We start from the raw sequence: 25,245 nt of genomic DNA, 5'->3' as shown, positions 1-25,245 counted from the left end.
CATCCCATCTTAAAGTAGAGAGTTGGTAGTAAGCCGGGTTCTGTTCTCTTAATTCAAGAGGGCGGTTATCTATCTGGGACGGCTGTTACCAGACGTCTCTAGCGGCTCTAATTCCGGAACTGGTAAAAGACCAACCATAGTTCCGTTCGCCTTGCTCCCAACCGGGGTTTACCGAGCCAACACCTCTCGATGTTGCTGGTGCGCTCTTACCGCACCTTTGCACCCTTACCAAAGATTGGTAATTGGTGATTGGTAATTGGTAATTGGTTTTTTCCCATTACCCATTACCCTTTACCCATTACCCATTCTTGGCGGTATCTTTCTGTGGCACTATCCTCGCGATCGCTCGCACTGGGCGTTACCCAGCAAGTTTGGTCTTTCGGGAGCCCGGACTTTCCTCAAACTAACCACAAATTAGCTAGTCTGCAACCGCCTACGCCTACTCTCCACCAATACTAGTGTAGTCCTGAATGATCTTTTACCGCCTTCTATTCCAAGGCATAGCGTAATACCAAGGTAGTTTTTTGATTGTGAAGGGACAATCGATAATACACATGGGAGGTTTATTCTCACCTGGAGCTAGACCAACTCGCAATTCGGAGATTCTCAATACTAGCTGCAAAGAAAATTTTAATTCTTTTTTTCTCTCTATAAAATCTTGAAATAATAACCTTTGCGCTTTCAGAGGGCTTTTTTCTAGCGCACTAATATTAATCAAAGGAGTATTGACTTGGTATGTTTTTGTTAACTCATCCAATTTAAAAACATCTTCAGCAGTCACTGCTGCTGAGAGAGTTTTGGTAGGGGCGATTAAGCTAGGACTTTGTGGTACACCAAGGTCACGTGTGACATCTGGTGATTTGCGAATTACTCGTCGTGATTGCTTGTTATACTCAACTACTAAAGAGCAATTATCCCAATCTACATATAAGGCAAGATTTTGGGATTTATTTTCAATACTTACAGACAATTCTTTCAATTCATCAATAAAATATGAGGGGCTGAGCCTAAAAGAGATACCGATATCATTTTGGAGGTCTTTGTCTTTGAGTTGGTCATCGACAAATTGCTTTTCGTAAATAAACTTAATTTTGTCGTCGATAGACTCAATCATTTTCGTAAAGGTATACGTGACGCCGATAATATATAGCGTCAAAAAAATTAAATTACTCTCATTTCTGGCTACCATGTATATAAGCTCCTGTAAGCATTTTCATTGGCGATAATTTCCTAAACAATTATCAGTTCTATAGTAGTTTACTGATAACTGTTAACTGTTCACTGATTTAACGGTTTAACCTCGAACTATTTTCTAGCCATCCCTTGCGCCAAAAAATATATAGTAAGACAACTGCTATGATTGCCATCACTGCTAAACAAGCTGGGTATCCCCAATACCAGTTCAATTCAGGCATATTATATGGTGATTTTTCTGTATTAAAGTTCATGCCATAGACGCCAGCAATAAAAGTTAGAGGAATAAAAATTGCTGAAATCACGGTTAGCAATTTCATAATTTCATTCATTCTATTGCTGACCGCCGAAAGATAAACATCCATTAAACCTGATGCAAGTTCCCGATAGGTTTCTACCATATCTATGACCTGCACTGCATGGTCATAACAGTCTCGCAAATAAACTCGTACTTCATTTCTAATCATTTCATTGTCGTCTTGAATTAAAGTATGAAGTAAGTTGCGTTGTGGCCAAATTGCACGACGCAGTTGTAGTAATTCTCGTTTAACTTTATAAATTTTCTTTAAGGTTTTAGGTGTCGGTTGAGAGATGACTTCATCCTCTAAATCTTCAATGCGTTCACCATACTTTTCCAATACCGGAAAAAAGCCATCAATAATTGCATCTATCAGAGCATAGGCTAGATAATCTGGGCCATTTTTGCAAATAATACCTTTATTTTTGAAGATGCGCGATCGCACTGGTTCAAAACAATCTCTTTTTGGTTCTTCTTGCACTGTCAACAAGTAATGTTTTCCTAATACAAAGCTGACTTGTTCACTATGAAAACCATGAGATTTTTTCTTAGGCATGACCATGCGCGCAATAATCACTAATTGATCTTCATAATCTTCTACTTTTGGGCGTTCTGGCACATTCACAATATCTTCTAAAACTAAAGGATGTAACTCAAAAACCTGCCCTAATCTCTGTAAAATATCTTCACTACCTAAACCACGTACATCTACCCAAGTTACTGATTCAGTATCTAGGTAAGGAATGCACTCTTCTGGTGTTTCTACTTCTTTACTAATAGCTTCGGTTGGACTATAGTCAATTAATACTATCTTTGGTGGTGGTGCGTTTGCATCAACAATAATTGTTCCTGGTATAGTTCCAGGTTGATGATAAAAATCTTCGTTCTTTGGTTCATTTACTGTCGAAACAGGGCGATGATTTTTTTTAGCCATGTTCTTTTACTTAATAGGTTATACCAATTTTGGATTTTGGATTTTGGATTAAAACCATTAATTAATAGGTTATTCCAGAATTTTGAAAGACTCCCACGTGCCAATTTAGTGTTAATAGTCAATAGTCAATAGTCAATAGTCAACGGTTAATAGTTGGATAAAAAAACAGTTTGCCTTAGCAAGACAAACTGCTGACAAATATTTAAATACAGACAGTATGAGGCTACATCATACCCATGCCACCCATACCGCCCATGCCACCCATACCACCCATACCGCCCATACCACCCATATCGGGAGCACCACCGGCGGGTTTTTTCTCAGGTTTTTCGGCAACTACAGCTTCGGTAGTTAAGACCATAGAAGCAATAGAAGCAGCATTTTGCAAGGCAGAACGTACCACTTTGGCAGGGTCAAGAATACCTGCGGCGATCATGTCTTGAAACCCACCAGTCGCAGCATTGTAGCCGACGTTGAATTCTGTAGTACGGACTTTTTCAACGATCACAGAACCTTCAACACCAGCGTTGTCTGCAATTTGGCGCAGGGGTGCATCTAGCGATCGCCCAACAATATCAGCACCAATTTGTTCTTCTTCATTAAGGTTCTTTTTAATTTCAGGGATTTTTGTAGATAGGTGAATCAGCATTGTACCACCACCAGGTACGATACCCTCTTCTACGGCAGCCTTGGTGGCGTTGAGAGCATCTTCAATCCGTAATTTGCGGTCTTTGAGTTCGGTTTCTGTGGCTGCACCGACTTTAATGACAGCCACACCACCTGCTAACTTGGCAATGCGTTCTTGCAGTTTTTCTTTATCGTATTCGGAATCAGTTTCTTCTAGCTGATTACGAATTTGAGCGATGCGCTTTTGTACGTCGTCTTTGTGTTCGCCATCAGCAACGATGGTTGTGTTTTCTTTGTCAATGGAAATTCTACGCGCAACTCCTAGCATTTCCAAAGAAACCATATCCAAACTTAAACCAATTTCTTCGGAAATTAATTGTCCGCCAGTCAGAATAGCAATGTCTTGCAACATCGCTTTGCGGCGATCGCCAAACCCAGGTGCTTTAATAGCAGCAACTGACAGCACACCCCGCGCTTTATTGACTACCAAAGTTGCTAAAGCTTCGCCTTCTACATCCTCAGCGATAATCAACAGGGGTTGACCTAAACGGGCAACTTTTTCTAAAACAGGCACTAAGTCCTGAATGCTGTTGATTTTTTTGTCAGTGATCAGAATGCGGGTATTTTCAAATTCCACCGTCATCCGTTCGTTGTCGGTGATAAAGTAGGGGGAAATATAACCCCGGTCAATCTGCATCCCCTCAACTACTTCTAATTCCGTAGTTAGGGATTTAGATTCTTCTACGGTAATTACACCATCTTTGGTGACTTTTTCCATTGCTTCGGCAATCATGGCACCGATTTCTTCATCGTTACCAGCCGAAACAGTCGCGACTTGAGCGATCGCACTTCCTTCTACTGGCTTGGCGACTGCTGCAATCTCCTTCACTAGCCTTTCAACGGTTTTTTCGATACCATGTCTTGTTGCCACTGGATTTGCTCCAGCTGCGACATTTTTCAAACCTTCACGGATCATGGTTTGAGCTAGCACAGTTGCTGTAGTCGTACCATCGCCAGCTACTTCTTTAGTTTTAGAAGCAACTTCTTGGATGAGTTTTGCACCTGTATTTTCCAGGGGATCTTCTAGTTCAATTTCTTTAGCAACGGTGATCCCGTCATTCACGATTTGGGGTGTACCAAACTTTTTTTCTAAAAGGACGTTGCGGCCCTTTGGCCCCAGGGTAATTTTCACTGCATCAGCAAGAGTATTGATGCCCCTTTCTAAGGCACGTCGGGAATCTTCATCAAATGCAATAATTTTGGCCATACTTTTTAGTTTGGTTTAATTTGTGAGTTCTTCCATTAGACAATTTAGCACTCACAAGGCAAGAGTGCTAAGTCAACAAGCCATAAGCTGTTGAGTTTATTAATCTTTACTAGGCTATAGGAGGATATAAGTTTAGTGATGTAGGGGAATCCACCCAAAAAAATCTAAATTTCCTCCTATTCCCTTAATCAGGGCTAAGGAAATCAAAACAAGGCAGTCCATACATCCTCATATTTGTAGTGAGAAAAAAAAATGATTGTTATACACTTGATGCTGATATTGGATACTGGCATTAATGGTGGAAACGGGAGATGAATATATACAGCTCCCTTGAGGCGCTTGGTATTGCTGAACCCAGCGGTTCCGGCTGGTTAGCAGTAGTGTTTACATTTCTATTGGCGTGGGTTGTGACGTGGCGTTTGATTCCGGCGGTACGTAAATTTGCCTTACGAGTTGGTTGGGCTGATCAACCAAATGCACGGCGTTTAAACCGGGAACCTTTGCCTAATGCAGGGGGCCTGGCTATCTACGCGGGAGTAATAGCGGCTTTGATCTTGGCAAGTCTGTTAAGACCAATTGAACTTCAAGGTGTACTAGCTCAAGTTTTAACCATTCTTTTGGGAGGTTCGATACTGGTGCTAGTTGGCTTTATCGACGACCAATTCGGCTTACCTCCCTCAGTTCGGATGCTAGTACAAGTTCTAACGGCCCTGCTGTTGGTTGGAAATGGCATTAGCATTAAAGTTACTTTTGGTACTCCCCTCGACTCGCTACTCTCCACATCGCTAACGGTGTTTTGGGTAGTAGCAATTACTAATGCCATCAACTTGATGGACGGTATGGATGGTTTGGCAGGAGGAGTTAGTTTTATCACTGCTATGAGTTTACTAGCTGTTTCAGCACAGTTTCCCAACTGGGCAGCAGCGACACTAGTTTTGGCAGCCTTAGCAGGAGCAGCATTAGGTTTTTTACGCCATAATTTTCATCCGTCGCACATCATTATGGGTGATGCCGGAGCATACTTTTTCGGCTACGTTTTAGCAGCAACTGCTATTGTCGGTGAACTACAAGCTACTACAATTTTTTCTTTAGTACCACCTGTTTTGTTTTTGCTCTTGCCAGTGCTAGATACTACCCAAGTGGTAGTCCGGCGACTTCTGGCGGGAAAAAACCCTATGAAAACTCCAGGGAAAGACCATTTACATCATCGCTTGCTAGCTTGGGGCTTATCTCAGCGCCATGCAGCTTTGACTCTTTGGTCAATTGCTTTAGTTTGCAACTGGCTGGCGATGACAATCCGAGGCATGAGCTTGGTAGTTATTATTGCTACTACACTCAGTATTATTACTTTGTTAGGTTTTACCGTTTGGCAGAGGATAAAGGCAAAATGAAAAGGATGAAGTGTGAAGGATGAAGTGTGAAATATACATGACTATTTTCAAGCATTAGCTTTTATTCTTCAGCCTTAAGTTTTCATGCTATCCTGCCTTAAGCCGCCCTCAGGGGTGTCACAGTTTTCATCCTTCAGCCTTCATACTTTCTCTTATGCCATTACCATACCGCCGTCTACGTTAAAGACTTGTCCGGTGATGTAGCCTGCTGCGGGGTCGGCAGCCAGGAAACGCACCATGCCAGCGATATCTTCTGGCTGACCATAGCGACCAAGGGGAATATACTTGAGAATACCTTCGGCATCAAGATTGCTGGTCATATCGGTGGCAATAAAACCAGGAGCAACGGCGTTAACAGTAATGCCACGAGAAGCCAGTTCTTTTGCAACAGTTTTAGTAAAACCAATCACACCTGCTTTAGCAGCGCTGTAGTTGGCTTGTCCGGGATTACCCATTAGTCCAGCAACGGAGGTAATGTTGATGATCCGTCCTGAACGCTGTTTCAGCATGATTTTACTGACGGCACGTGTGCATAAAAATACACCTGTTAAATTGAGATCAATTACTGCCTGCCAATCTTCTGGCTTCATTCTGAGTAACAGTGTGTCGCGGGTTATACCCGCGTTATTGACCAAGATATCAATGCGATTGAACTTTTCAATCGCAGCGTTGATTAAAGCATCGACTTGTTCTTCTTTACTGACATCAGCCGCAAGCGCGATCGCACTTCCACCAGCTTGCGTAATTTCTGACACTAATTCATCAGCTGCTTGACTAGAACTAGCATAGTTGACAACTACACTAGCACCAAATTTTGCCAATTCGCGTGCGATCGCTCTTCCTATTCCCCGTGAAGCGCCCGTTACAATTGCTACTTTTCCTTGTAAAGTTTGTAAGTTTTCTGGCAACAATTCCATAACTACTCTTGTTGATTGTTTCACCGCGCTAATCATCATAGGGCGATTTGGGATCGCAACTAATAACAATTCGCTTTAATTCGACTACAGATAATCAGGTGGAGATGCTTTTCAAGGACTAGAGGGGGATTAATTTCGACTTTTACAAGAGATCTAATAATTATACCAATTCAAATAATATTTGCGGCAGATAACCCCACCCTCCCCTTGGAAAGGGGAGGGTTGGGGTGGGGTCTTATATAATCCATGTGTTGTATTCTTTTTTCAAATTGGTATTACTTAATTACTGCTTTGACAATTGTAAGAGGCGTTGCCAGTGCGACTGTGACACTGGGACTACAGATAGTCTGGGAAGACGCAGTAAATCAAAGTCTGTAAAGCTGCTATCTTGTTTTATTTGTGCTAAGGAGATCGGTTGAGGCACTCTTTGAACAGGCCGCAAATCTACAACTACTCGTTTAACATCACCTAATTTTGGATCGGGGTAAGGTTGACTGGTTACTTCTGCCACGCCTATAATTCGCCGCTCCTTGCCAGTGTGATAAATTAACGCTAAATCACCAATGGTCATTGTCCGTAGATGCTTTAGGGCCAAGGCATTGCTGACTCCATTCCAAACCGTACTGCCATTGTGTTCTAAATCTGAATAGGAATATTCCTCCGGCTCAGTTTTCAGCAACCAATACGCCATGAAAGCATCTCCTATAGTTGTGGTGGATTTTTCAAGTTTCTAAAAATGTAACCATCCTAGATATAGTAATAATCACGTGTCAAAGTAGAGACACATAATTAGTTAGTGGTTAGTAGTTGGTGGTTAGTAGGGACGTAAAGCGTTGCGTCTGTATAGAAGTACTTTCAAACAACTAATAACAAACAACTAACAACTACCAAAAAGTAATTTCGAGGAGTGAAATCTTATGAATAAACCCACCTTGTTGGGTTCTCAGTTATTGACTGGGAACTTATGGAAGAGTTTATCATTTGCCATGCTGGTATGTATTACCTTTACCCAGCCTGTCCTAGCACAAGACAAACAAAGGATGTTACGAACTCTCACAGTTACTGGTCGCGGGGTAGAAACAATTCCTGCTACTCTAGCTCAAGTGGTATTAGGTGTAGAAGTACAGGCTAAAACTGCCCAAGAGGCACAACAAGAGGCTGCTCGTAGATCATCAGCTGTGGTAGCACGGCTCTTGAGCCGTAATGTCGAGAAACTACAAACTACTGGCATTACTCTTAATCCAGTATATAGTTATAAAGATAACATTCAACGTCTAACTGGTTATAGTGCTAGTAATACTGTAAGTTTCCGTATCGGTACTGATAAAGCTGGCCCGTTGTTAGATGAAGCAGTCAAAGCTGGAGCAACGCAGATAAGCGGTATTAGTTTTGTGGCTACTGATGAAGCGATCGCTCAAGCCCAAAAGCAAGCACTAAAAGAAGCTACTCAAGAAGCTCAACAGCAAGCTGAAGCCGTTTTTGGTGCTTTGGGTTTCCAACGTAAAGAAGTAGTAAGCATTCAAATCAACGGAGCAAGCCCACCACCTCCACCGCCACGTCCCATGTTTCGTACAGATGCGGCTCAAACAGCAAATGCTTCCACTCCTGTAGAAGGTGGTGAACAGCAAGTAGAAGCATCGGTAACGTTGGAAATTAGTTATTAGTTTAGTGGTTAATGGATAGTAGTTAGTGGTTAGTAGTTGTTGTTCTTGACCACTAACTACTAACTCATCAAAAATTATCAGGATTATTATCCATCATCTCTGCTTCGTCCCGCTTAGAACCAAGTAAATCTAGTTGATCTACTCTAATGACTGGGGAAGAACGCAGCGCCCCAGTAGTGCGATCATTCCAGGTATCAAACTTTAACGAACCTTTAACTCCAATTAGACTTCCTTTACGTACAAATCGACCGGCGATCTCCGCAGTATTTCCCCATAGTTCCAAATTGAACCAATCAGGTTCATCACTACTACGCGATCGCCGCCTTACCGCTAGTGTTAGTTTACATTTTACACTGCCACTATCCTCAAAATACTTCATATCAGGGTCGCCGCCTACACGACCAACTAGGGTGACGATATTAATGCTCATGGTGTTACCTTTCAGTACAGACGTACTCATTACATAGTGACTTTCATAATAGCGAATTCTCAAACTGGAAAAAGTGTGTTAAATAATTAACAATTATATTTACTGACTATAATGATAAAAATTACTCTGTTATAACTACAAAAGTGTACGGATATGTCCTTACAGTCAGAGAATATAAAACAGTAGCAGCAACAAAAAGGCAAAAGATTCCTAAAACTTATACAAAATATAGCCTGCTTTACTAGACTCAGGTCAAAAAAAGTAATAAAATCCTGCACGATTCTCTCTTACGGTAGTAGTCAAAAGTATCGAAATAGGGGGCGACAAAACCCGTGGGCCTTTTCAGTAAATTTTCCTTATCGCGAGATATGGGTATCGACCTTGGTACCGCCAATACCCTAGTGTATGTATCCGGTAAAGGTATTGTTCTTCAAGAACCATCAGTAGTTGCTATCGACCAAAACGAAAAGGTAGCACTAGCAGTAGGAGAAGACGCCAAAAAAATGCTCGGTCGAACACCGGGAAATGTGATTGCCCTGCGCCCCTTGCGCGATGGTGTAATTGCTGATTTCGATACAGCCGAAATCATGTTAAAAAGCTTTATACAGCGCGTCAATGAAGGTAAATCACTAGTACTACCCCGGATTGTCATTGGTATACCCAGTGGTGTAACAGGGGTAGAAAGACGAGCTGTGATGGATGCAGCAACACAAGCGGGAGCCAGAGAAGTTTACCTAATTGATGAGCCTGTAGCAGCAGCAATTGGGGCGGGATTACCCGTAGCTGAACCGACTGGCAACATGATCATTGATATTGGTGGTGGTACTACAGAAGTAGCAGTACTGAGTCTTCAGGGTACAGTACTGAGCGAATCAGTGCGTATTGCTGGAGATGAACTGACAGAATCGATTGTGCAGTATTTGAAAAAAGTTCATAACCTGGTGATCGGGGAACGTACTGCTGAGGATATTAAGATTCGTATTGGTTCTGCCTATCCGACTCACGATGATGATGATGCCATCATGGAAGTCCGGGGTTTGCACCTCCTGTCTGGTTTACCGCGCACTGTAACCATCAAAGGACCAGAAATTCGTGAAAGTATGGCAGAACCGCTATCAATCATTATTGAGGCTGTGAAGCGGACTCTGGAACGCACACCTCCAGAACTTGCAGCAGACATCATTGACAGGGGCATTATGCTAGCAGGTGGCGGCGCTTTGCTGAAGGGACTAGATATCCTAATTAGCCATGAAACTGGAATTGTCACCCACGTCGCTGCCGATCCTCTCTGCTGTGTTGTATTGGGAACAGGTCAAGTGTTGGAAAATTTCAAACAGCTAGAACGAGTCTTCAGTGGACGTTCCCGAAATATGTAGTAAGAACAAGCAATTCCTGATATTGGGTTTGTAAATAATCCAAGTTTGTTAGTATTTACACTACTAAATAAAGGTATATATGTTTACAGCACGTCGCTGGTGGGAGCATAAAGGATTACACATTGGAATACTGTCTCTAATAGTTGGTGGAGCCTGGATACTGAGACAAACTCAAGGAGCGCTGTTACTGGAAATTTATCAGGACGTTACCAGTCAGTTCCAGATTTTACAGCCAGGGACAAATCCAGAGGAACGGTTGAAAGATGCTCGTGTATTAGAATTAGAAGCTCAAATAACAGAATTAGAAAACCAAAATAAAAAGCTGCAACAGTTGTTGGGTTACGTTGAAAAAGAGTCCATTTCATTACGTCCAATCCCAGCACGGGTTGTAGGGCGCAGTGCCGACAACTGGTGGCAACAAGTGATTCTCAACCGGGGTAGTCTGGCAGGAATTCACGAAGGGTTTGTAGTCAAGGCTGAAGGCGGACTAGTCGGTTTAGTAGAAAGTGTGACTCCTAATACTAGCCGTGTGTTGTTAATTAGTGACCTAAAAAGTAAGGTAGGTGTAAATATCAGCCGTACCGGAGCCAAAGGAGTTGTACGGGGTGATGCTTCCGCAGAAGCAGTACTGGAGTTTTATGAAAAAGTTCCCAATGTCAAGCCTGGAGATGTAGTTGTCACATCGACCTATAGCCAAAAGTTTCCCTCTGGTTGGCCTATAGGAAGAATTAAGTCTCTAGATTTAAAGAAACTGCCAGCCTCTGTAGCGAAAGTAGAACTGTTTCCCTCAATTCGCTCTTTGGATTGGGTGACAGTATATCCCAAGCCAGAAAATCAACAACAGGAGAATCCTCAATCACCAGGTCAATAAGCACAAATATAAGGGTGAAGGATGTAGACGCGCTTTACTCGGCTTCTCGTAGAGTAGGATGAAAGATAAAAATTAATATCTATATTTTTGTGTACTTTAAATATGAGTATTTAATAAGAAAATGAAAATTCCTGCATTTCGGGGTGGCAGGCAAAATAAGCCAAAATCGCGATCGCGAAAATCCATCATAAAAATTAACCCCATTTCACGTTGGCATCCCCGCCTGCGACTACTGGTAAATTGGGCTGTGATTTTTGGTTCTGTAATCCTCTGCTTGCTGATGCTGCTTACCCGTCTTCCTGGTATGGAACTATTAGGGATAGGCCCTAATTGGTTATTAATTTGGGTAGTAGCTTGGAGTGTAAAGCGTACACCTTTCCAAGGTGCATTAGCAGGTGTAGTTTTGGGATTACTTCAAGATGGAATGACATCACCAGATCCGACTCACGCCCTCAGTTTAGCAGTGGTAGGCTGTCTCACAGCTTTGCTGCAAAAACAGCGTTTTATTCAAGAAGATTTTATTTCAATCGCCTTAATTGTTTTTGGTATGGCGGTTTTGGTAGAAACAATCTTTGCTTTACAACTAATTTTTATGGGCGATCGCAATGTAGCAGATATCTGGGGTTATTACCAAAAGGTAGCCTTAGCCTCTGCTATAGTTAGTAGCCTTTGGGCGCCAGTGGTTTATTTTCCTCTAAATCGTTGGTGGCAGCAACTGAAATTAGCAGAACAACAATCATAAAAACAAGTTTAAAAGTCAGTTTTTTAATTTCTGTGTGCGGAGTGTGGATCACCTGGATTTCAATCAGGCAAACAGTGAAGGGTGGAGATAATTTGAGACTACAATCCCAAGTTATCCTCACCCTTAATTTTTTCTGGAATTTTGGCAACCTCTGGCAAGATGGATTAAAGCTAGAGTTGGAACAGGGCTAGAAAAATTGAAAATATATCATTTTCTGTTTTTAATTGATTTCCAGTCCCTAGTTGATCGCAGTTAAAAAAATGTACTTATAGTAAATTCAGTGATTAAATCAGATTCACATCCCCAACAAAAAGTAGGAACTGAGTTTGATCGGGCAATGATGCAGCGCTGTTTGGAACTGGCCCGGCGCGCTTTGGGATGCACTTCCCCAAATCCAATGGTAGGGGCAGTAATTGTTAAAGATGGTGAAATTATTGGAGAAGGCTTTCATCCCCGTGCAGGTGAACCGCACGCAGAAGTTTTTGCACTCAAAGCAGCAGGTACAAATGCTCGTGGGGCAACTATCTATGTTAGTCTGGAACCTTGCAATCACTACGGACGCACTCCTCCTTGTTCGGAAGCATTAATTGCTGCTGGAGTGGCTAAGGTAGTAGTCGGTATGGTTGACCCTAACCCCCTGGTTGGTGGTGGTGGTATTGCTAAATTACGGGCGGCGGGCATAGAAGTAATAGTTGGAGTGGAAGAGGAAGCTTGTCGGAAGTTGAATGAAGGCTTTATCCATCGCATTCTCTACAAAAGACCTTTGGGCATATTAAAATACGCTATGACCTTAGATGGCAAAATAGCTACGACTACTGGTCATAGCGCTTGGGTGACTAACCAGGAGGCTCGTAGCGTAGTGCATCAATTACGTGCTGCCTGCGATGCTGTAATTGTTGGTGGAAATACGGTCAGACTGGACAATCCACATTTAACAAGCCGTCAACAGGGAGCGCATAATCCCCTACGGATAGTCATGAGTCGCAGTCTGAATTTACCAGCACAAGCTAATCTATGGAAAACTGAAGAGGCTCCTACTTTGGTGCTGACAGATGTAGGAGCAGATCCTCTTTCTCTGGAAATGCTGCTCAAGCAGGGAGTAGAAGTAATAGAATTATCACCACTGATACCAGAAAAAGTAATGGCTTACTTATATGATCGCGGTTTTTGTAGCGTGCTATGGGAATGTGGTGGAACTCTAGCAGCTAATGCGATCGCTCAAGGAGCAGTACAGAAAATCTTAGCATTCATTGCTCCAAAAATAATTGGTGGAAGCAATGCTCCTACACCCGTCGGTGACTTGGGTTTAACCACTATGACTGAAGCATTGTCTTTGGAACGTGTAGAGGTGCGTGTAGTGGGAGCAGATTGTTTAATAGAAGGATATTTACCTCAAAAAGTCATTAATTTTTAGTCCTTTGTCGTCAGTCGTTTGTCATTTGTCAAGAGCTAATAGTTAGTAGTTGTTAACCATGACCAATGACTGATGACCAATGACTTATCCTTATGAATACTGACGTTCATTAGCAAGGTCGCGGATGAGGGGTAAGCGAGATTGAATGTAGTCACAGAGAAAATCTGTTTCTTGGCAATCTAGCAAAGCTTGCATTTTGGTTTGCTTAACCAACCACTGTACTAAGCTAGCATCATCTAATTGTAATAGCGTCTTTGTTTGGGTGGTCTCAATTACAGACCAAAGCTGACGCATGATTTTGGGAGTCATTAGACCTCCATTTTATCGTAATCTCAGTTGTCTTCAGGATACACAATTTAGATAGAAACTTCCGGCATTACCCTACAAGCTGACACAAGTGTTATTACAAACTTAATAATTCGATTCATAACTTGATGAAGATTAAGAATAAGGATATTACAGTGCTTGTTTAATAGAAATTAATGTCATCTATATTTGAATTTTTTTGCAATTGTTAAAGTTAGTAATGCATGTTTTAGGGTAAAAGATTTTTCAATCCCTTTAACCTTCCCCCTTAAACATCCCACCCCTGCATTTCTACTAATTTTATACATAATTCGTTAACCTGCTCTAAATCAGGTTTGTCAGGTAATATTGATTCTTCATCAACTTTTTGGATCTCAGTCATCAAATTAGTAGCCATTTTCATTACTTGTTCATAAGAATAATCTCCTCTCAGAATTGCTTTTAATTCATTCACATCCCCAGCAATTCTTCTGTCTACTATCAATTCTCCTGTTCGTAATATTTCTAGTCCACTACGTAATAATCTAATACAATGCATTCCGTGCTTGAGATCAAAACCTGACTTTCTTTCCATTTCTGCTCGCACAGGATTTCTATTCTCTTGCCATGATAAATATGCTTTCCACTCTCTTAAAGCAATTTGATAGCTTTGGCTTTTCTGAAGTAGGCGAATAAAATCTTTGCGGCTATGAGTTAACTTTTGAGTATATCCTAAAGTTTCATTAGGCAATGTATATTGTTTTAATATGGCTTTAAAATCAATATCTGCTGTTAATAATCTATATAATGTTTCTGCTTCTTCTAAATATTCAATCTTGCCTTTAATTAAATTATAAAGATACTCCAAAAAAGCATTTAACTCTTCTTTGTTCAGTGGTGCTTCATCTTCTATACCAAAATCAGATGGTACTGGTTTCTTAGTTGGTGGATTTAATAGCCATTTCCGATGAGTTTCCATTTTTTTTATTTGGGCAAAAGCATATCCAGAATAAGTATGCTTAACCTTCTTAGTTAAAAATATTTTTCTATGATTTATTAAGTATTGTCCTACCGATGTCAATACTGGATAATCATTTAACCATAGTAATTCTAAAACATTGGGATTTGCTCCCGCTAATAACTGGATGATTTTTCTTATTTCATAAATGACTGTATCTTTATTTCCATCTAAAAATGAAAATATGCCTACTTCATCCCAACCACTGTCTTTTTGTTCAATCTGGTCAAACCCTAAGTAATATCTTTTGGGAGCAATAAAAACTCCTCGATAATCATAGTCTGATTCTGGACGATTTAAACCATATCCATGACTACCTGCTAAACCAATTAAAATAGTTCTTTTTTCAACTTCAATTCTTTTCATATATCTTTCCTAGTGTTCAACATCAATAAATTTTGCCAGAGATCTAATTTATCTATGAGAGAATGAAGCAGAAAACGGAAAACAGGTGTAGAATTTGACTGTTTCCTATTTCCTATTACCACACCGAAAATTTCTAATTAATAATTTTGTTTAGTTAGTTAATAAATATTATCGGTAATTACTAATTATAAGTATTGATACTTAATCATTGATAACCGTAAATTCTCGTATTTTTACACCAACTTCACCAAGTATACGTAAGCAAAAAAACTTATAATAATTAATACATAAACTTATGTTTAGTAATGCAAACTTTTTATAGTAAAAAATACAAATTTTATGTGTTTTTGGGGAAATAATTGCCATACTTGATGGGGAAATTTTTCTCCCTGGTGAGAATGCTTATTTAATCACAAACAATTGATTATGACAACTTTAAAATCTTGTGTTTCTGCTTGTCGCTACTGTCGGCATTATACGCCCGTAGGGCAGCGTGGGGGTACGTGTAATCTATTAAATGTAGCAGTAAAGTCTGGATGGAAAGCTTGCTCTTTATCAATTCCATCTTTTGCTCCCTCTTGGGAAAGCATAGATGCAATTCACAGCTTTCACTCAAAACACTAATCAATACAATTACAAATGATGATTGTAATTGTTACTTATCGTTTTTTGTTCACCAATAAGAATAACTTGCCTGCAAATATCAACTGTTAACAATTAATTACTGTATGAATATGTGCTGTAGGGTTTAAAAAAGGCTTTATCAAATGCTCTCAAACACAACCCTTTGTGATCTACCTAAAATATGGTAATTTGCTTGACTAATATATACTTTGTCAAGTACAATGATAGATTGTCTGTCTAATTCCTGCTCGGATCAGGTAGACGCATTACAAAAGCTGGCAAAATATAGTTCCAACAACGCAAGCGATCGCGTTTATTCTCAAACCATAGTCAGCTACCTGTACGGCAACCTCATAAGGACAATTACATGACTTACGCAATTATTGAAACTGGCGGTAAACAATTACGAGTTGAACCGGGCCGCTTTTATGACATTGAACTGCTTGCTGCCCAAGCAGATGACAAAGTTAGCATAGAATCAGTCTTGCTAGTGCAACACAATGGTGAAGTGACAATTGGGCAGCCATTAGTGGCAGGAGCAAAGGTAGAAGGGACAGTAATGCGACACTTTCGGGGTCGTAAAGTCCTAGTTTATAAAATGAAACCGAAAAAGAAAACCCGCAAAAAACGCGGACATCGCCAAGAAATCACTAGGTTGATGATCAATTCTATTAGCCTCAATGGTTCTGTGCTTGCTTCAGAAGCAGAAACTTCTGTAAGTAGTGAGGCAACAACTGAGGTTGCACAAGAATCTGCGGAATAATTTGTTATTAGTTAATAGTTAGTAGTTAGTTGTTAGTTGTTAACCACTAACCACTATCTACTAACCACTAACCACTAACCAATATCTACTGGAGAAAATCATGGCTCATAAGAAAGGAACAGGTAGTACACGTAACGGTCGTGACTCAAATGCTCAACGACTGGGTGTAAAACGCTATGGTGGCCAAGTTGTTCGCGCAGGTAATATTCTAGTGCGTCAGCGTGGAACTAAATTTCACCCCGGCAATAACGTCGGCATTGGTAGCGATGACACTCTATTTGCCCTAGTTGATGGTGTCGTAACATTTGAACGCAAGGGTAAAACCCGTAAAAAAGTCAGCGTTTATCCTGCTGCTAGTGAAGCTGTTGCTGCATCTTAATATCAGTAATGTTGGGGCGGGTGTTGCTACCCGCCCCAATTTTAAGGAATTAAACTATAGTGGAACATCAACTTTTCTGCTAACACACCTAAGGCTAAACCTGCAAAGGAAAGGGCTGTTGTGAGCCAAAAGGCTAGTCCTTGGCTAAATCCTGCTGCTTGAAAGTCTATTTTTAACAACATAGTCGCAGCAATAATTACTAAGGTATCAAGAAATAGACGAAACCGGGCGATGATTAGAAAGAACAAAAAAGCCCCCAAAACAGCGATACCAAATGACTTTAGATTTGATCGAAATAAGCTTACAGAATAGTCAGCCATTTTTGACAGAGGAATAGTCAAGATAGCAACAAAAAGTACAATAGCGATCGCAACTAATAGCCATAGTATAGGCTGAGTTCTGGATCTTGATAGTACCCAGCCGAAGGTAGTGTACGTAAGCAACAGCAGTATCAAAGAAAGCCAAGGAAGTCTTTTCAAAAATGCCATAAGATGAGTTGTTATTGCCACAGGGATTTATGCTTTTAGTAAGGCAGAGGGCAGAGAGCAGAGGGCAGCTATGCTGAAGGATAAAAAAATTTCATACTTCATACTTCACACTTCATCCTTGATATCTAGCTTGAAAATGGGTGTAGGGGTGGTTTGGGTGTGGGGGTGTAGGAGGAGTTAAATATTCATTCCCTCTTTGTGGGCAATTGAATTGCCTGTGCGGGAATCTTGCACTCCTGCACTAGAAGTTGCGACTACACATACAAAACCCATCTACGTGGGTTAACAACCCCTTGATTTCAAGAACTTTATTTTTACAGGCTTGCTATTTAATAATCCCGTTTTTAAGCTGTTTTTAAGCTAAATAGCTGCAACAATAACTAAATTTTCTGACTTGTTTTGTCTGTAATCAATAGGCGATAATGCTCTGCTAAAAAACAATTTAGCGATTTAACAGAAGATTTTCAGCAAAATTAAGTTATATATATTCTTAAACATTTGTAAACTATTAGCAGTTATGTAGCCACGTGTCACATCTTGATTCAGGAAATATTATGAGACAACTTGTTATCGCTGAGCGCGTGTGCCTGATTGGTCATATTGTATCAATGGTGTTTGGACTGGTAGGAATATTACTGGTCGTTCCTCACGCTGAAATAATTTTGAATTTAGCTGAAATTGGACAAACCGCCATGCAATGGAGTTTGGCTGGAGGCGGCGTAGTTTATATGATTTTGGGAGCAGCAGCAGTTTCCTTATATGTTTGTAGAACATTAGGATTAGGTTTGTGGCTCTCGTTTCTGCTGCCATCGGTTTTGATTTCTTTAAGCAGTGAATTACTAGGAACCAGTACTGGCTTTCCTTTCGGTCATTACAGCTACTTAAGTGGCTTGGGTTATAAAATAGCGGGCTTAGTACCTTTTACTATTCCTTTGTCTTGGTTTTATGTAGGCTGTGTAGCTTACCTACTAGCACGTGCTGGTTTAGAAGTTGAGAAAAAACCTAGTTTGTGGCGTCATCTAGGCGCGATCGCTTTAGGTGCTTTATTGCTGACTTCTTGGGACTTTGTACTTGATCCAGCAATGAGCCAAACATCTCTACCTTTTTGGTATTGGCAGCAACCAGGAGCTTTTTTTGGGATGCCTTATCAAAACTTTGCTGGCTGGATTGGTACTGGCTCAGTGTTTATGACGGTAGCTGCATTATTGTGGCGGAATACACCGATCAAATTAGAGCGATCGCAACTTAATTTACCTTTAATTGTTTATTTAAGTAACTTTGGCTTTGCAACAGTCATGAGTTTGGCGGCTGGTTTTTCCATCCCCGTCTTACTAGGTTTGTTCTTAGGTGCAGTTCCAGCTGTAGTCTTATGGTGGAAGACTCAAAGTACTTCTATAGATGCTGCTGTAGAACCTGCTAGCAATAAAGTACAAATAGCTCCAGTAAAAGTTGCTCTTAAGTAAACTACTCACCGCCAGCCGAAGAAGTCATGGCATGGCGGGAGAATAAAGTCTGCTGGTTTTGAGGGTACGAGCCTTAGTAGCAAGTATCTCAGGTGTTGCGTGGTGGCAAATGGTGGCGGGGGCTGATTTCACCTCAGGTCAATCCTCGGGCGAAAAATGCCTTTTAAGTCGCTTTCTTCTGATGGTCTTTGTGCCGTTCATCCTTAGGTTTGGCCAAAATATATTTAAGGAAGGCTCTTGCTTTTATTTTTTGGAGATTCCTCAAGTAGAGAAAGGCAAAGTTAATGGAGGAATTATGGACGTTTACAAAAAATACATCACCATTACAGACCCAAAGCAAGTGATATTATCTGATTTACCTTTTCAGGCAGGACAGCGAGTAGAAATAATTATCTTAGCTGAGGATAACCCAAGAGCGGAAATTAGTAAAAAACCGAGAGATTTATTTGAGAAAACACAGTTACTTCCAGGAGTACAAGATATTACCGAAGCAGAAATAGCAGCAGAGATTGAAGCTTACCGACGCGGAGAATGAAAGTTATTATTGACACAAATGTTTTAGTTTCTGCTGTCCTTAAGGGTAGAGTACCAAGAGTAGTTATTCAATTGTTTAGTCTGATAATATTAATCGAACTCACGTTATATTAACTCAGTATTTTTACAGTGATAGACTCGTTGACTATACTAAGTTCTTTTTCGTTTTTTCTACTACTTATACAAGTACCAGCAGTAGCAATTCTGTTGTCACGTCTGTTGAAAGGCCCTCTACGTCAACCCCCTGTTACGCCACAAAACCCTACACCAGACCTTTTAGGTAGTGTGAGTGTAGTGGTTCCTACCCTGAATGAAGCCCTGCGCATTAGTCCCCTATTGGCAGGCTTGAGTCGTCAAAGTTATGAAGTCCGGGAAGTGATTGTTGTAGATAGTAATTCCCAGGATCACACTCCTGATTTAGTGAAAGCTGTACAAAAACAAGACCCTCGCTTTCGTTTAATTACCGATGATCCTTTACCCCCCACTTGGGTGGGACGTCCTTGGGCGTTACACAACGGCTTTTTACACTCTAGCGAAGCAAGCAAGTGGTTTTTGGGTATGGATGCTGATACTCAACCATCACCAGGTTTAGTTGCAGGTTTGGTAAAAACGGCAGTAAATGGAGGATATGATTTAGTTTCTCTCTCGCCGCAATTCATTCTTAAGTATCCAGGAGAGTGCTGGCTACAGCCAGCATTGTTAATGACATTACTTTATAGATTCGACCCTGCTGGTATAAATACGCAACAACCAGAACGAGTTATGGCTAATGGACAATGCTTTTTATGCCGTCGTTCTGTTTTAGCTGCTGTTAATGGTTATACTAGTGCCAAAAGTTCTTTTTGCGATGATGTTACTTTAGCTCGACACATAGCCGCTTGCGGCTTTAAGGTAGGCTTTTTAGATGGGTCAAAAGTCTTGAAAGTGCGGATGTATGAAGGAGCAATAGAGACTTGGAAAGAATGGGGTCGGAGTCTTGACTTAAAAGATGCTTCTTCCCGTCCTCAGCTATGGACTGATTTATGGGTACTAAGTTCAACTCAGGCTTTACCTGTTTTGATCATCCTCAGTTACTTATTGTTTTCCCCCCATCTCTCCATCCTCCCATTGCCCTTAATCCCCACTCCCTTGGGGGAGTGGGGGCCCCGAGTTCCCCATCACCCTATCACCCCATCTCCTCATCTCCTATTACTGGGACTGAACCTATTTTTGTTGATAGTTCGCTTTGGTATGCTTTTGGCGATCGCACCCTGTTATGATCGCACTCAGACCAGAGGCGGTTGGTTGTTTTGGCTTTCCCCATTGGCTGATCCCTTAGCCGTCATGCGAATCTTTTTATCAGCATTTCGCACTCCACGACAGTGGCGAGGTAGGAATTATAACTAATTGTTGTGGTTGAGGGTTGGTAGTTGCTGGTTCTAGCAACAAACAACAAACAACACTATCAACTATCATTTTCATCATTAAGATGATCACCACGTTCCAACTCCCAAAGAATTTGATTGCCTTCTCGTCGGACTCGTGAAACAATCCAGTTACGCCAGCGCCATTGATCACCGCGACTAGTAACAGCACTAGCGTGGACATCCATTAAATCTGCTAATTCCGAACTAGTAATTAAGTAACCTTTTTCGGCGATTTCGTCAGCAATCCGTAGAGTTTCAACTAAGTTGCGGAGTTGTACTACCCTCATTTCGCGAGGTAATTCTTCATGGGAGAGGGTCGTTAAATGATTCGATGTATCCGTCATAGTTATTTCTGATGCAAGGGTACTGATCTCTGGTGTGTTTTTGTTAATTATCATCGATTCGGGATCACAATCAGATACACTTGCTACCACAACATCAGTTGATGTCTGTAAAAAATCATCAAATAAACTGATATCAGAAATTTTTTGCAACAACGGAGTTTTGCCACTAGCAAAAGCACGAGCGATCGCATCACAGCGTTCGTTGCCTTCGTTACCAGCATGACCACGGACGTGTTGCCATTTTACCTGACGGCTATTGAGTTGCTCAAGTTGTTCTAGCAAGTCTCGGTTCAGAACAGGACTACCATCTGCCTTTTTCCAGCCTTTTCTTTTCCAGGTTTTGATCCATTTATTTACACAGTTAATCAGGTACTCACTATCACTATAGAGAGTGATCGCTTGAGTTTGTCCTGATGCTTTGAGGAAAGATAAAGCTGCGATCGCCGCTTGCATTTCCATTTTGTTATTAGTGGTTTTAGCAGCAGCATCGCCCATTTCATGCACCGAACCATCATCAAAGTAGACGACAACACCCCAACCACCAGGGCCAGGATTACCGATGCAAGCACCATCAGTATATATACTCGCAATTGTATGTTGACAAGACATATTGAGAATCATCGAACTGCACAAGGATATTTAGACACCCTGAGAGTGCCTTCCCGCAGGTAAATTCTTCCAAGTTTATCAAAACTTTGGCAAAAATTGCTCTAGTAATTGTCAAAAGTGACTAGATGGCAAAATGCCAAAATGAGTGGCATGATACTGGAATTATAATTAGCCATTGTAGAGGAGTGATATTTGTGAGCCAGTCCCCTAACCCAGAAACCAGAAAATTTTTGTATATTATTGGTGTTTCTGTTGGTCTTGCTTTATCATTAACTGCCTTAATTTATTTGTTATTGGGAATGGGTATAATCAAGTCCATTTCGACCTACGTTATTTGGGCAATTATTCTGTTTTCAATTGGTGCAGGTATTTTGAGCGGTGTTAGCAGACGAGGTTAGTATTTCAATATTATGTCAGGTTCTCCTACTTTGATATTTCTACCTGAGTGCAAAATAGCTAATCTCACTACCGTTGAGCTAGTAACATTTTTATCCCATATTTTGGACGCAGTGTAAAAGCAGGCCAAGGTACAATATCTTGGTCTGGTACTAGTGTTAAACGGAATTTTTGAGCAATACTTGCCAACAGTAGCACTGCTTCCATCATTGCAAAGGATTTACCAATGCAAATTCTTGGCCCACCACCAAAGGGAAAATACGCAAATGTTGGTAGTTTTTTCACCAAATCCCCTTGCCAGCGTTCTGGCTTCAAGACTTCTGGATCGTCAAAATAGCGGGGGTCGTGGTGCATTACCCACTGGCTGACAATTACGCTGTCACCAGCACGCAACCGATACCCAGCGATTTCACAGTCTTGCATAACTGTGCGTCCTAATGCCCAAACAGGTGGGTATAACCGCATCGACTCCATCACTACCCATTCTGTATAACGTAACTGGGGCAAGTCAGCAAGGGTAGGCATTCGCCCACCTAAAACACTCTGCAACTCCTGCACTAACTTGGCTTCAACTTCGGGATACTGCGAAAGCAAGTAAAATGTCCATGACATTGTTAAAGCAGTGGTTTCATGACCTGCGATGAACAACGTCATCACTTCATCTCGTACTTGTTGGTCACTCATACCAATGCCATCTTCATCTTGAACTTGCAGTAGCATCGATAGCAAGTCACCCTTGTCTTCACCACTTATGCGTCGCTGGCGAATGAGATTGTAAACTATTTCATCTAACTGTTTTACCGCCCTTAAAAAACGCAAATTTTTTCTGGTGGGAAACCATTCGGGCAGTAAAAATAAAAACAGGTTATTGTTACGCGTCTCAAAATACTCGATACTTTCCTGTAGCGCTGTACCTATCGTTTTTACCTGCTGTTCCACATCAGCTTCAAACAGTGTCTTCGCTACAATTTCCAGCGTCAGCGCCATCATCTCTTCGTGAACATCCCGAGTTTCGCTATCTTGCCATGTAGCAAGTAACTGTTGGGCGTAGTCAACGATCACCTCACCATAGGCAAAAATTCGCTCTCTATAAAAAGCTGGTTGCATTAATCGCCGCTGACGCTGCCAAAACTCTCCTTCACTGGTAACTAATCCATTCCCAAAAATTCGCCGAAAAAGTTGTAGACTTCTATTTTTGTGAAATAAGTTACTCTTGGTAACTAGCACTTCTTGAATATGGTCAGGATGATTTAGCTGATAAAGGGAAAACCAACCTACTTTCCAGTAAACAACATCACCATATTCTTGAGCAGATTTACTGATGAAGCCGAGTGGATCACGGCTATATTCGGGAAGAATACCAAAGAAAAAGTCACCTTTAGGCCCAGGTGGGTAGCTAGGAGATGCTTTCGGTTTAGATACAGGAACCATAGCAATTTGCTTTGTAAATTAAAACTTTCTTCAATTTGAATACTTATGATGCTATGGTGGCAAAATTTTTTATGGTATGGGACTTCAAAAAATTAAGTGTACAACCGTGAGGAAAATAAACCAATGGTAGAGTCTTCCATGATCACTCCACACCTAACTGTCCGTGATGCCAAAGCAGCAATTGAATTTTACAAAGCCGCCTTTGGTGCGGTGGAGAAATATAGTATGCCTTCTTTGACAGGTGATGGAATTATGTTTGCGGAGTTAGAGATTGGAAACTCAGTGATTTTTTTAAATGATGAATTTCCTGAATATGGTTTAGAGTCACCTGCAACTCTCAATGGTTCTCCTGTAACGATTCACCTACAAGTTGACAATGCAGACACTTGGTTTAATCGTGCTATCAGTGCAGGTGCAACAGAAACAATGCCTTTAGATGATATGTTTTGGGGCGATCGCTATGGTAGATTAGTCGATCCTTTTGGTCACTATTGGTCGATCGCTAGCCAAATTGGAGATGTATCACGAGAAGAAATGATGCGACAAGCAGCAGCAGAATTGGCTGGTTAGGAAGCAGGGAACTCTTAACAGGGAATACGGAACAGTGAAAAATTTTATTTGATAACTGATCACTGATAACTGACCACTGATAACTGCTTGGTGTTTTTTTCTGCTAAATATTTCTTGCTGCTTTCAGCATCAAACCAAGCAGCAATACTAGGTGGATGGTTCATACCGTTGAAGTGATCTTTAAGAACTTCTAGGTTTTGAGCCATTGCGACCATGATATCTCGCATATGCTCTGGGGGATTCAAGAAGCAATCAGTTAAAGTTTGGGTGTATTGAGCGTAATTCCAAAATTCATTAAATACGCTTTGCATCCATGACTCATCAAAGCGTTGATTACCATGTTCAATAATGCGTTGCTTGACTAAATGAGCCATCTTTGTAGCGGTATTTGCTCCCTGTGCGGCGATCGGATCATGTAAAATCACTGCATCGCCAATTCCCATGACTATTGCACCTGAAGGCAAATGACCAACTGGCTGACGGACTATTGGTGTAATCGCACCCTTTACCCATGCTTGATCGTCTACCAGTTGCATATCTTTGACAGTTTCGTAGTCGCCTGGTTTGAGTTGCTGGATTACCTTTTTGCTCACCTCTAACAATTCCTGACCACTCTGTACCTGGGAAAATTGATCCATGACTCCGCCAGGATGGGCTTCAAAAGCAACAGCATAGGCTGGGATTTTATCTTTAGCGTAGAACGGAACTTGCATCATCTCACCAATACCAGGCAGATTAGTGACTCTGAAGGTACGGTAATCTATCGCTTCTCCCTTGAGTCCTGTAAAAAGACCTCCTGCTATATGGCGCTTTGGCTGATCATGCTTGGATTTTTGGACGTCTCGCTCAAACAAAGTCGAAAAGGAACCCCTACCGACAGCTACCACAACCAAGTCATAGTTTTGCACACATTCTTCTAGGTCTTGTGATGTCATTGCTTTAATCAAAAGTTCACCACCTCTTTTGACAAACTCTTGCATCCAAGTAAAGAACTTGAGGCGCTGATCCACAGCTTGCCAAGGTTGTTCTAAATCAGAAGATAAAGTTAAAGCTAGATTTCCCTCTGGATCATATACCTCGTTGTGAAACCGATCGCAACCAGGAAATTCATCATCCCAAAAATTGATTCCTAAATCACGTTCTAGTTGTAGTGCATTGGGGAACAACAATGGCAATGCCATTGGTTTACCATTGAGAATCGCTTCTGGAGTGCGATCGCTATACAATGTCACTGGATAACCCGCATCAACCAGACCAATACCCAAGTGAAGTCCTGCTTGTCCTGCCCCGATAATTCCTATTCGTCGCATATTTATTATGTGAGTTGTTAGTTGATAGTTGTTTGTTTGGTTTGTTAAACGCTAAAAATCAACTACCAAGACATAACTGGAGATTTCGGATAAAAGTTGCGATCGTACGTTTAAACCTAAAAGTTTTTGGTTGA

The 25,245-nt window shown here is 41.1% G+C and carries 25 protein-coding genes and 1 other RNA gene; 13 read left to right on the top strand and 13 right to left on the bottom strand.

Annotated elements, in window-relative coordinates:
• Positions 1 to 13 precede the first annotated feature (13 nt).
• The 4 genes from rnpB to groL form a co-directional block, all read right to left on the bottom strand.
• An RNA gene (rnpB, locus tag RS893_RS27600) (RNase P RNA component class A) lies at positions 14 to 447 on the bottom strand.
• 31 nt (positions 448 to 478) lie between these two features.
• The gene (locus RS893_RS27595; protein ID WP_315788775.1) at positions 479 to 1,189 is read right to left on the bottom strand and encodes a hypothetical protein; all 711 of its coding nucleotides are present in this window, start codon (positions 1,187 to 1,189) and stop codon (positions 479 to 481) included.
• Between the two features lie 97 nt (positions 1,190 to 1,286).
• Positions 1,287 to 2,426 (bottom strand): magnesium/cobalt transporter CorA, encoded by a 1,140-nt coding sequence (corA, locus tag RS893_RS27590; RefSeq protein ID WP_315788774.1) that lies wholly within the window; start codon positions 2,424 to 2,426, stop codon positions 1,287 to 1,289.
• A 223-nt stretch (positions 2,427 to 2,649) separates the two neighbouring features.
• Positions 2,650 to 4,320 carry a chaperonin GroEL gene (gene groL / locus RS893_RS27585; protein ID WP_315788773.1) on the bottom strand — a complete coding sequence of 557 codons (1,671 nt, stop codon included), beginning with the start codon at positions 4,318 to 4,320 and terminating at the stop codon, positions 2,650 to 2,652.
• Positions 4,321 to 4,631: 311 nt separating this feature from the next.
• Between groL and RS893_RS27580 the strand changes: the two genes are divergently transcribed.
• Positions 4,632 to 5,711 carry an MraY family glycosyltransferase gene (locus tag RS893_RS27580; RefSeq protein ID WP_315788772.1) on the top strand — a complete coding sequence of 360 codons (1,080 nt, stop codon included), beginning with the start codon at positions 4,632 to 4,634 and terminating at the stop codon, positions 5,709 to 5,711.
• Between the two features lie 152 nt (positions 5,712 to 5,863).
• On the opposite strand, the gene fabG is transcribed toward RS893_RS27580, so the two are convergent.
• Together fabG and RS893_RS27570 are read right to left on the bottom strand one after the other, a co-directional pair.
• Positions 5,864 to 6,628, bottom strand: coding sequence for a 3-oxoacyl-[acyl-carrier-protein] reductase (fabG, locus tag RS893_RS27575; RefSeq protein ID WP_315792118.1), 765 nt, complete (start codon positions 6,626 to 6,628; stop codon positions 5,864 to 5,866).
• 283 nt (positions 6,629 to 6,911) lie between these two features.
• Positions 6,912 to 7,319, bottom strand: coding sequence for an EVE domain-containing protein (locus RS893_RS27570; RefSeq protein WP_315788771.1), 408 nt, complete (start codon positions 7,317 to 7,319; stop codon positions 6,912 to 6,914).
• Positions 7,320 to 7,545: 226 nt separating this feature from the next.
• Between RS893_RS27570 and RS893_RS27565 the strand changes: the two genes are divergently transcribed.
• Positions 7,546 to 8,292 (top strand): SIMPL domain-containing protein, encoded by a 747-nt coding sequence (locus RS893_RS27565; protein WP_315788770.1) that lies wholly within the window; start codon positions 7,546 to 7,548, stop codon positions 8,290 to 8,292.
• A gap of 67 nt (positions 8,293 to 8,359) precedes the next feature.
• Here the strand turns inward: RS893_RS27565 and RS893_RS27560 are convergent, their stop codons facing one another.
• Complete coding sequence (locus tag RS893_RS27560; protein WP_009458019.1) at positions 8,360 to 8,722, bottom strand: single-stranded DNA-binding protein; 363 nt, start codon at positions 8,720 to 8,722, stop codon at positions 8,360 to 8,362.
• A 368-nt stretch (positions 8,723 to 9,090) separates the two neighbouring features.
• Between RS893_RS27560 and RS893_RS27555 the strand changes: the two genes are divergently transcribed.
• The 4 genes from RS893_RS27555 (at position 9,091) to ribD (ending at position 13,125) form a co-directional block, all read left to right on the top strand.
• The gene (locus RS893_RS27555) at positions 9,091 to 10,098 is read left to right on the top strand and encodes a rod shape-determining protein (protein WP_315788769.1); all 1,008 of its coding nucleotides are present in this window, start codon (positions 9,091 to 9,093) and stop codon (positions 10,096 to 10,098) included.
• Positions 10,099 to 10,177: 79 nt separating this feature from the next.
• Positions 10,178 to 10,969, top strand: a complete 792-nt coding sequence (gene mreC, locus RS893_RS27550) for a rod shape-determining protein MreC (RefSeq protein WP_315788768.1) — start codon at positions 10,178 to 10,180, stop codon at positions 10,967 to 10,969.
• 121 nt (positions 10,970 to 11,090) lie between these two features.
• Positions 11,091 to 11,711, top strand: a complete 621-nt coding sequence (mreD, locus tag RS893_RS27545; protein WP_315788767.1) for a rod shape-determining protein MreD — start codon at positions 11,091 to 11,093, stop codon at positions 11,709 to 11,711.
• 280 nt (positions 11,712 to 11,991) lie between these two features.
• On the top strand, positions 11,992 to 13,125 hold the full coding sequence (gene ribD, locus RS893_RS27540) for a bifunctional diaminohydroxyphosphoribosylaminopyrimidine deaminase/5-amino-6-(5-phosphoribosylamino)uracil reductase RibD (protein ID WP_315788766.1): 1,134 nt from the start codon (positions 11,992 to 11,994) through the stop codon (positions 13,123 to 13,125).
• A 90-nt stretch (positions 13,126 to 13,215) separates the two neighbouring features.
• Here ribD and RS893_RS27535 read toward each other — a convergent pair whose 3' ends face one another.
• Both RS893_RS27535 and RS893_RS27530 read right to left on the bottom strand, forming a co-directional pair.
• A complete protein-coding gene (locus tag RS893_RS27535) occupies positions 13,216 to 13,434 on the bottom strand; it encodes a hypothetical protein (protein ID WP_315788765.1) in 219 nt (72 codons plus the stop codon).
• A 265-nt stretch (positions 13,435 to 13,699) separates the two neighbouring features.
• Entirely contained in the window at positions 13,700 to 14,794 is a 1,095-nt protein-coding gene (locus RS893_RS27530; protein WP_315788764.1) for a nucleotidyltransferase domain-containing protein, read from the bottom strand.
• 991 nt (positions 14,795 to 15,785) lie between these two features.
• Between RS893_RS27530 and rplU the strand changes: the two genes are divergently transcribed.
• Both rplU and rpmA read left to right on the top strand, forming a co-directional pair.
• Entirely contained in the window at positions 15,786 to 16,181 is a 396-nt protein-coding gene (gene rplU, locus RS893_RS27525; RefSeq protein ID WP_315788763.1) for a 50S ribosomal protein L21, read from the top strand.
• Positions 16,182 to 16,281: 100 nt separating this feature from the next.
• Complete coding sequence (rpmA, locus tag RS893_RS27520) at positions 16,282 to 16,560, top strand: 50S ribosomal protein L27 (RefSeq protein ID WP_315788762.1); 279 nt, start codon at positions 16,282 to 16,284, stop codon at positions 16,558 to 16,560.
• A 41-nt stretch (positions 16,561 to 16,601) separates the two neighbouring features.
• Here the strand turns inward: rpmA and RS893_RS27515 are convergent, their stop codons facing one another.
• Entirely contained in the window at positions 16,602 to 17,048 is a 447-nt protein-coding gene (locus RS893_RS27515) for a hypothetical protein (protein ID WP_315788761.1), read from the bottom strand.
• 554 nt (positions 17,049 to 17,602) lie between these two features.
• On the opposite strand from RS893_RS27515, the gene cruF reads away from it, so the two are divergent.
• From cruF to cruG, 3 genes are all read left to right on the top strand, one after another.
• The gene (gene cruF / locus RS893_RS27510) at positions 17,603 to 18,511 is read left to right on the top strand and encodes a gamma-carotene 1'-hydroxylase CruF (RefSeq protein ID WP_315788760.1); all 909 of its coding nucleotides are present in this window, start codon (positions 17,603 to 17,605) and stop codon (positions 18,509 to 18,511) included.
• Positions 18,512 to 18,806: 295 nt separating this feature from the next.
• Positions 18,807 to 19,046, top strand: coding sequence for a hypothetical protein (locus RS893_RS27505; protein WP_315788759.1), 240 nt, complete (start codon positions 18,807 to 18,809; stop codon positions 19,044 to 19,046).
• Positions 19,047 to 19,174: 128 nt separating this feature from the next.
• Entirely contained in the window at positions 19,175 to 20,431 is a 1,257-nt protein-coding gene (gene cruG / locus RS893_RS27500; RefSeq protein ID WP_315788758.1) for a 2'-O-glycosyltransferase CruG, read from the top strand.
• A 58-nt stretch (positions 20,432 to 20,489) separates the two neighbouring features.
• On the opposite strand, the gene rnhA is transcribed toward cruG, so the two are convergent.
• On the bottom strand, positions 20,490 to 21,404 hold the full coding sequence (gene rnhA / locus RS893_RS27495) for a ribonuclease HI (RefSeq protein WP_315788757.1): 915 nt from the start codon (positions 21,402 to 21,404) through the stop codon (positions 20,490 to 20,492).
• A gap of 194 nt (positions 21,405 to 21,598) precedes the next feature.
• Between rnhA and RS893_RS27490 the strand changes: the two genes are divergently transcribed.
• On the top strand, positions 21,599 to 21,802 hold the full coding sequence (locus tag RS893_RS27490; RefSeq protein WP_315788756.1) for a hypothetical protein: 204 nt from the start codon (positions 21,599 to 21,601) through the stop codon (positions 21,800 to 21,802).
• A 67-nt stretch (positions 21,803 to 21,869) separates the two neighbouring features.
• On the opposite strand, the gene RS893_RS27485 is transcribed toward RS893_RS27490, so the two are convergent.
• Positions 21,870 to 23,231 (bottom strand): cytochrome P450, encoded by a 1,362-nt coding sequence (locus RS893_RS27485; protein WP_315788755.1) that lies wholly within the window; start codon positions 23,229 to 23,231, stop codon positions 21,870 to 21,872.
• A gap of 123 nt (positions 23,232 to 23,354) precedes the next feature.
• On the opposite strand from RS893_RS27485, the gene RS893_RS27480 reads away from it, so the two are divergent.
• On the top strand, positions 23,355 to 23,801 hold the full coding sequence (locus tag RS893_RS27480) for a VOC family protein (protein WP_315788754.1): 447 nt from the start codon (positions 23,355 to 23,357) through the stop codon (positions 23,799 to 23,801).
• A gap of 59 nt (positions 23,802 to 23,860) precedes the next feature.
• Here RS893_RS27480 and RS893_RS27475 read toward each other — a convergent pair whose 3' ends face one another.
• On the bottom strand, positions 23,861 to 25,111 hold the full coding sequence (locus RS893_RS27475; protein ID WP_315788752.1) for a styrene monooxygenase/indole monooxygenase family protein: 1,251 nt from the start codon (positions 25,109 to 25,111) through the stop codon (positions 23,861 to 23,863).
• Positions 25,112 to 25,245 lie beyond the last annotated feature (134 nt).

This window comes from Fischerella sp. JS2 (assembly GCF_032393985.1).
Classification (GTDB): domain Bacteria; phylum Cyanobacteriota; class Cyanobacteriia; order Cyanobacteriales; family Nostocaceae; genus Fischerella.
The sequence above is the reverse complement of the archived record's forward strand: the minus strand, read 5'-3'. Positions and strand labels throughout refer to the sequence as shown.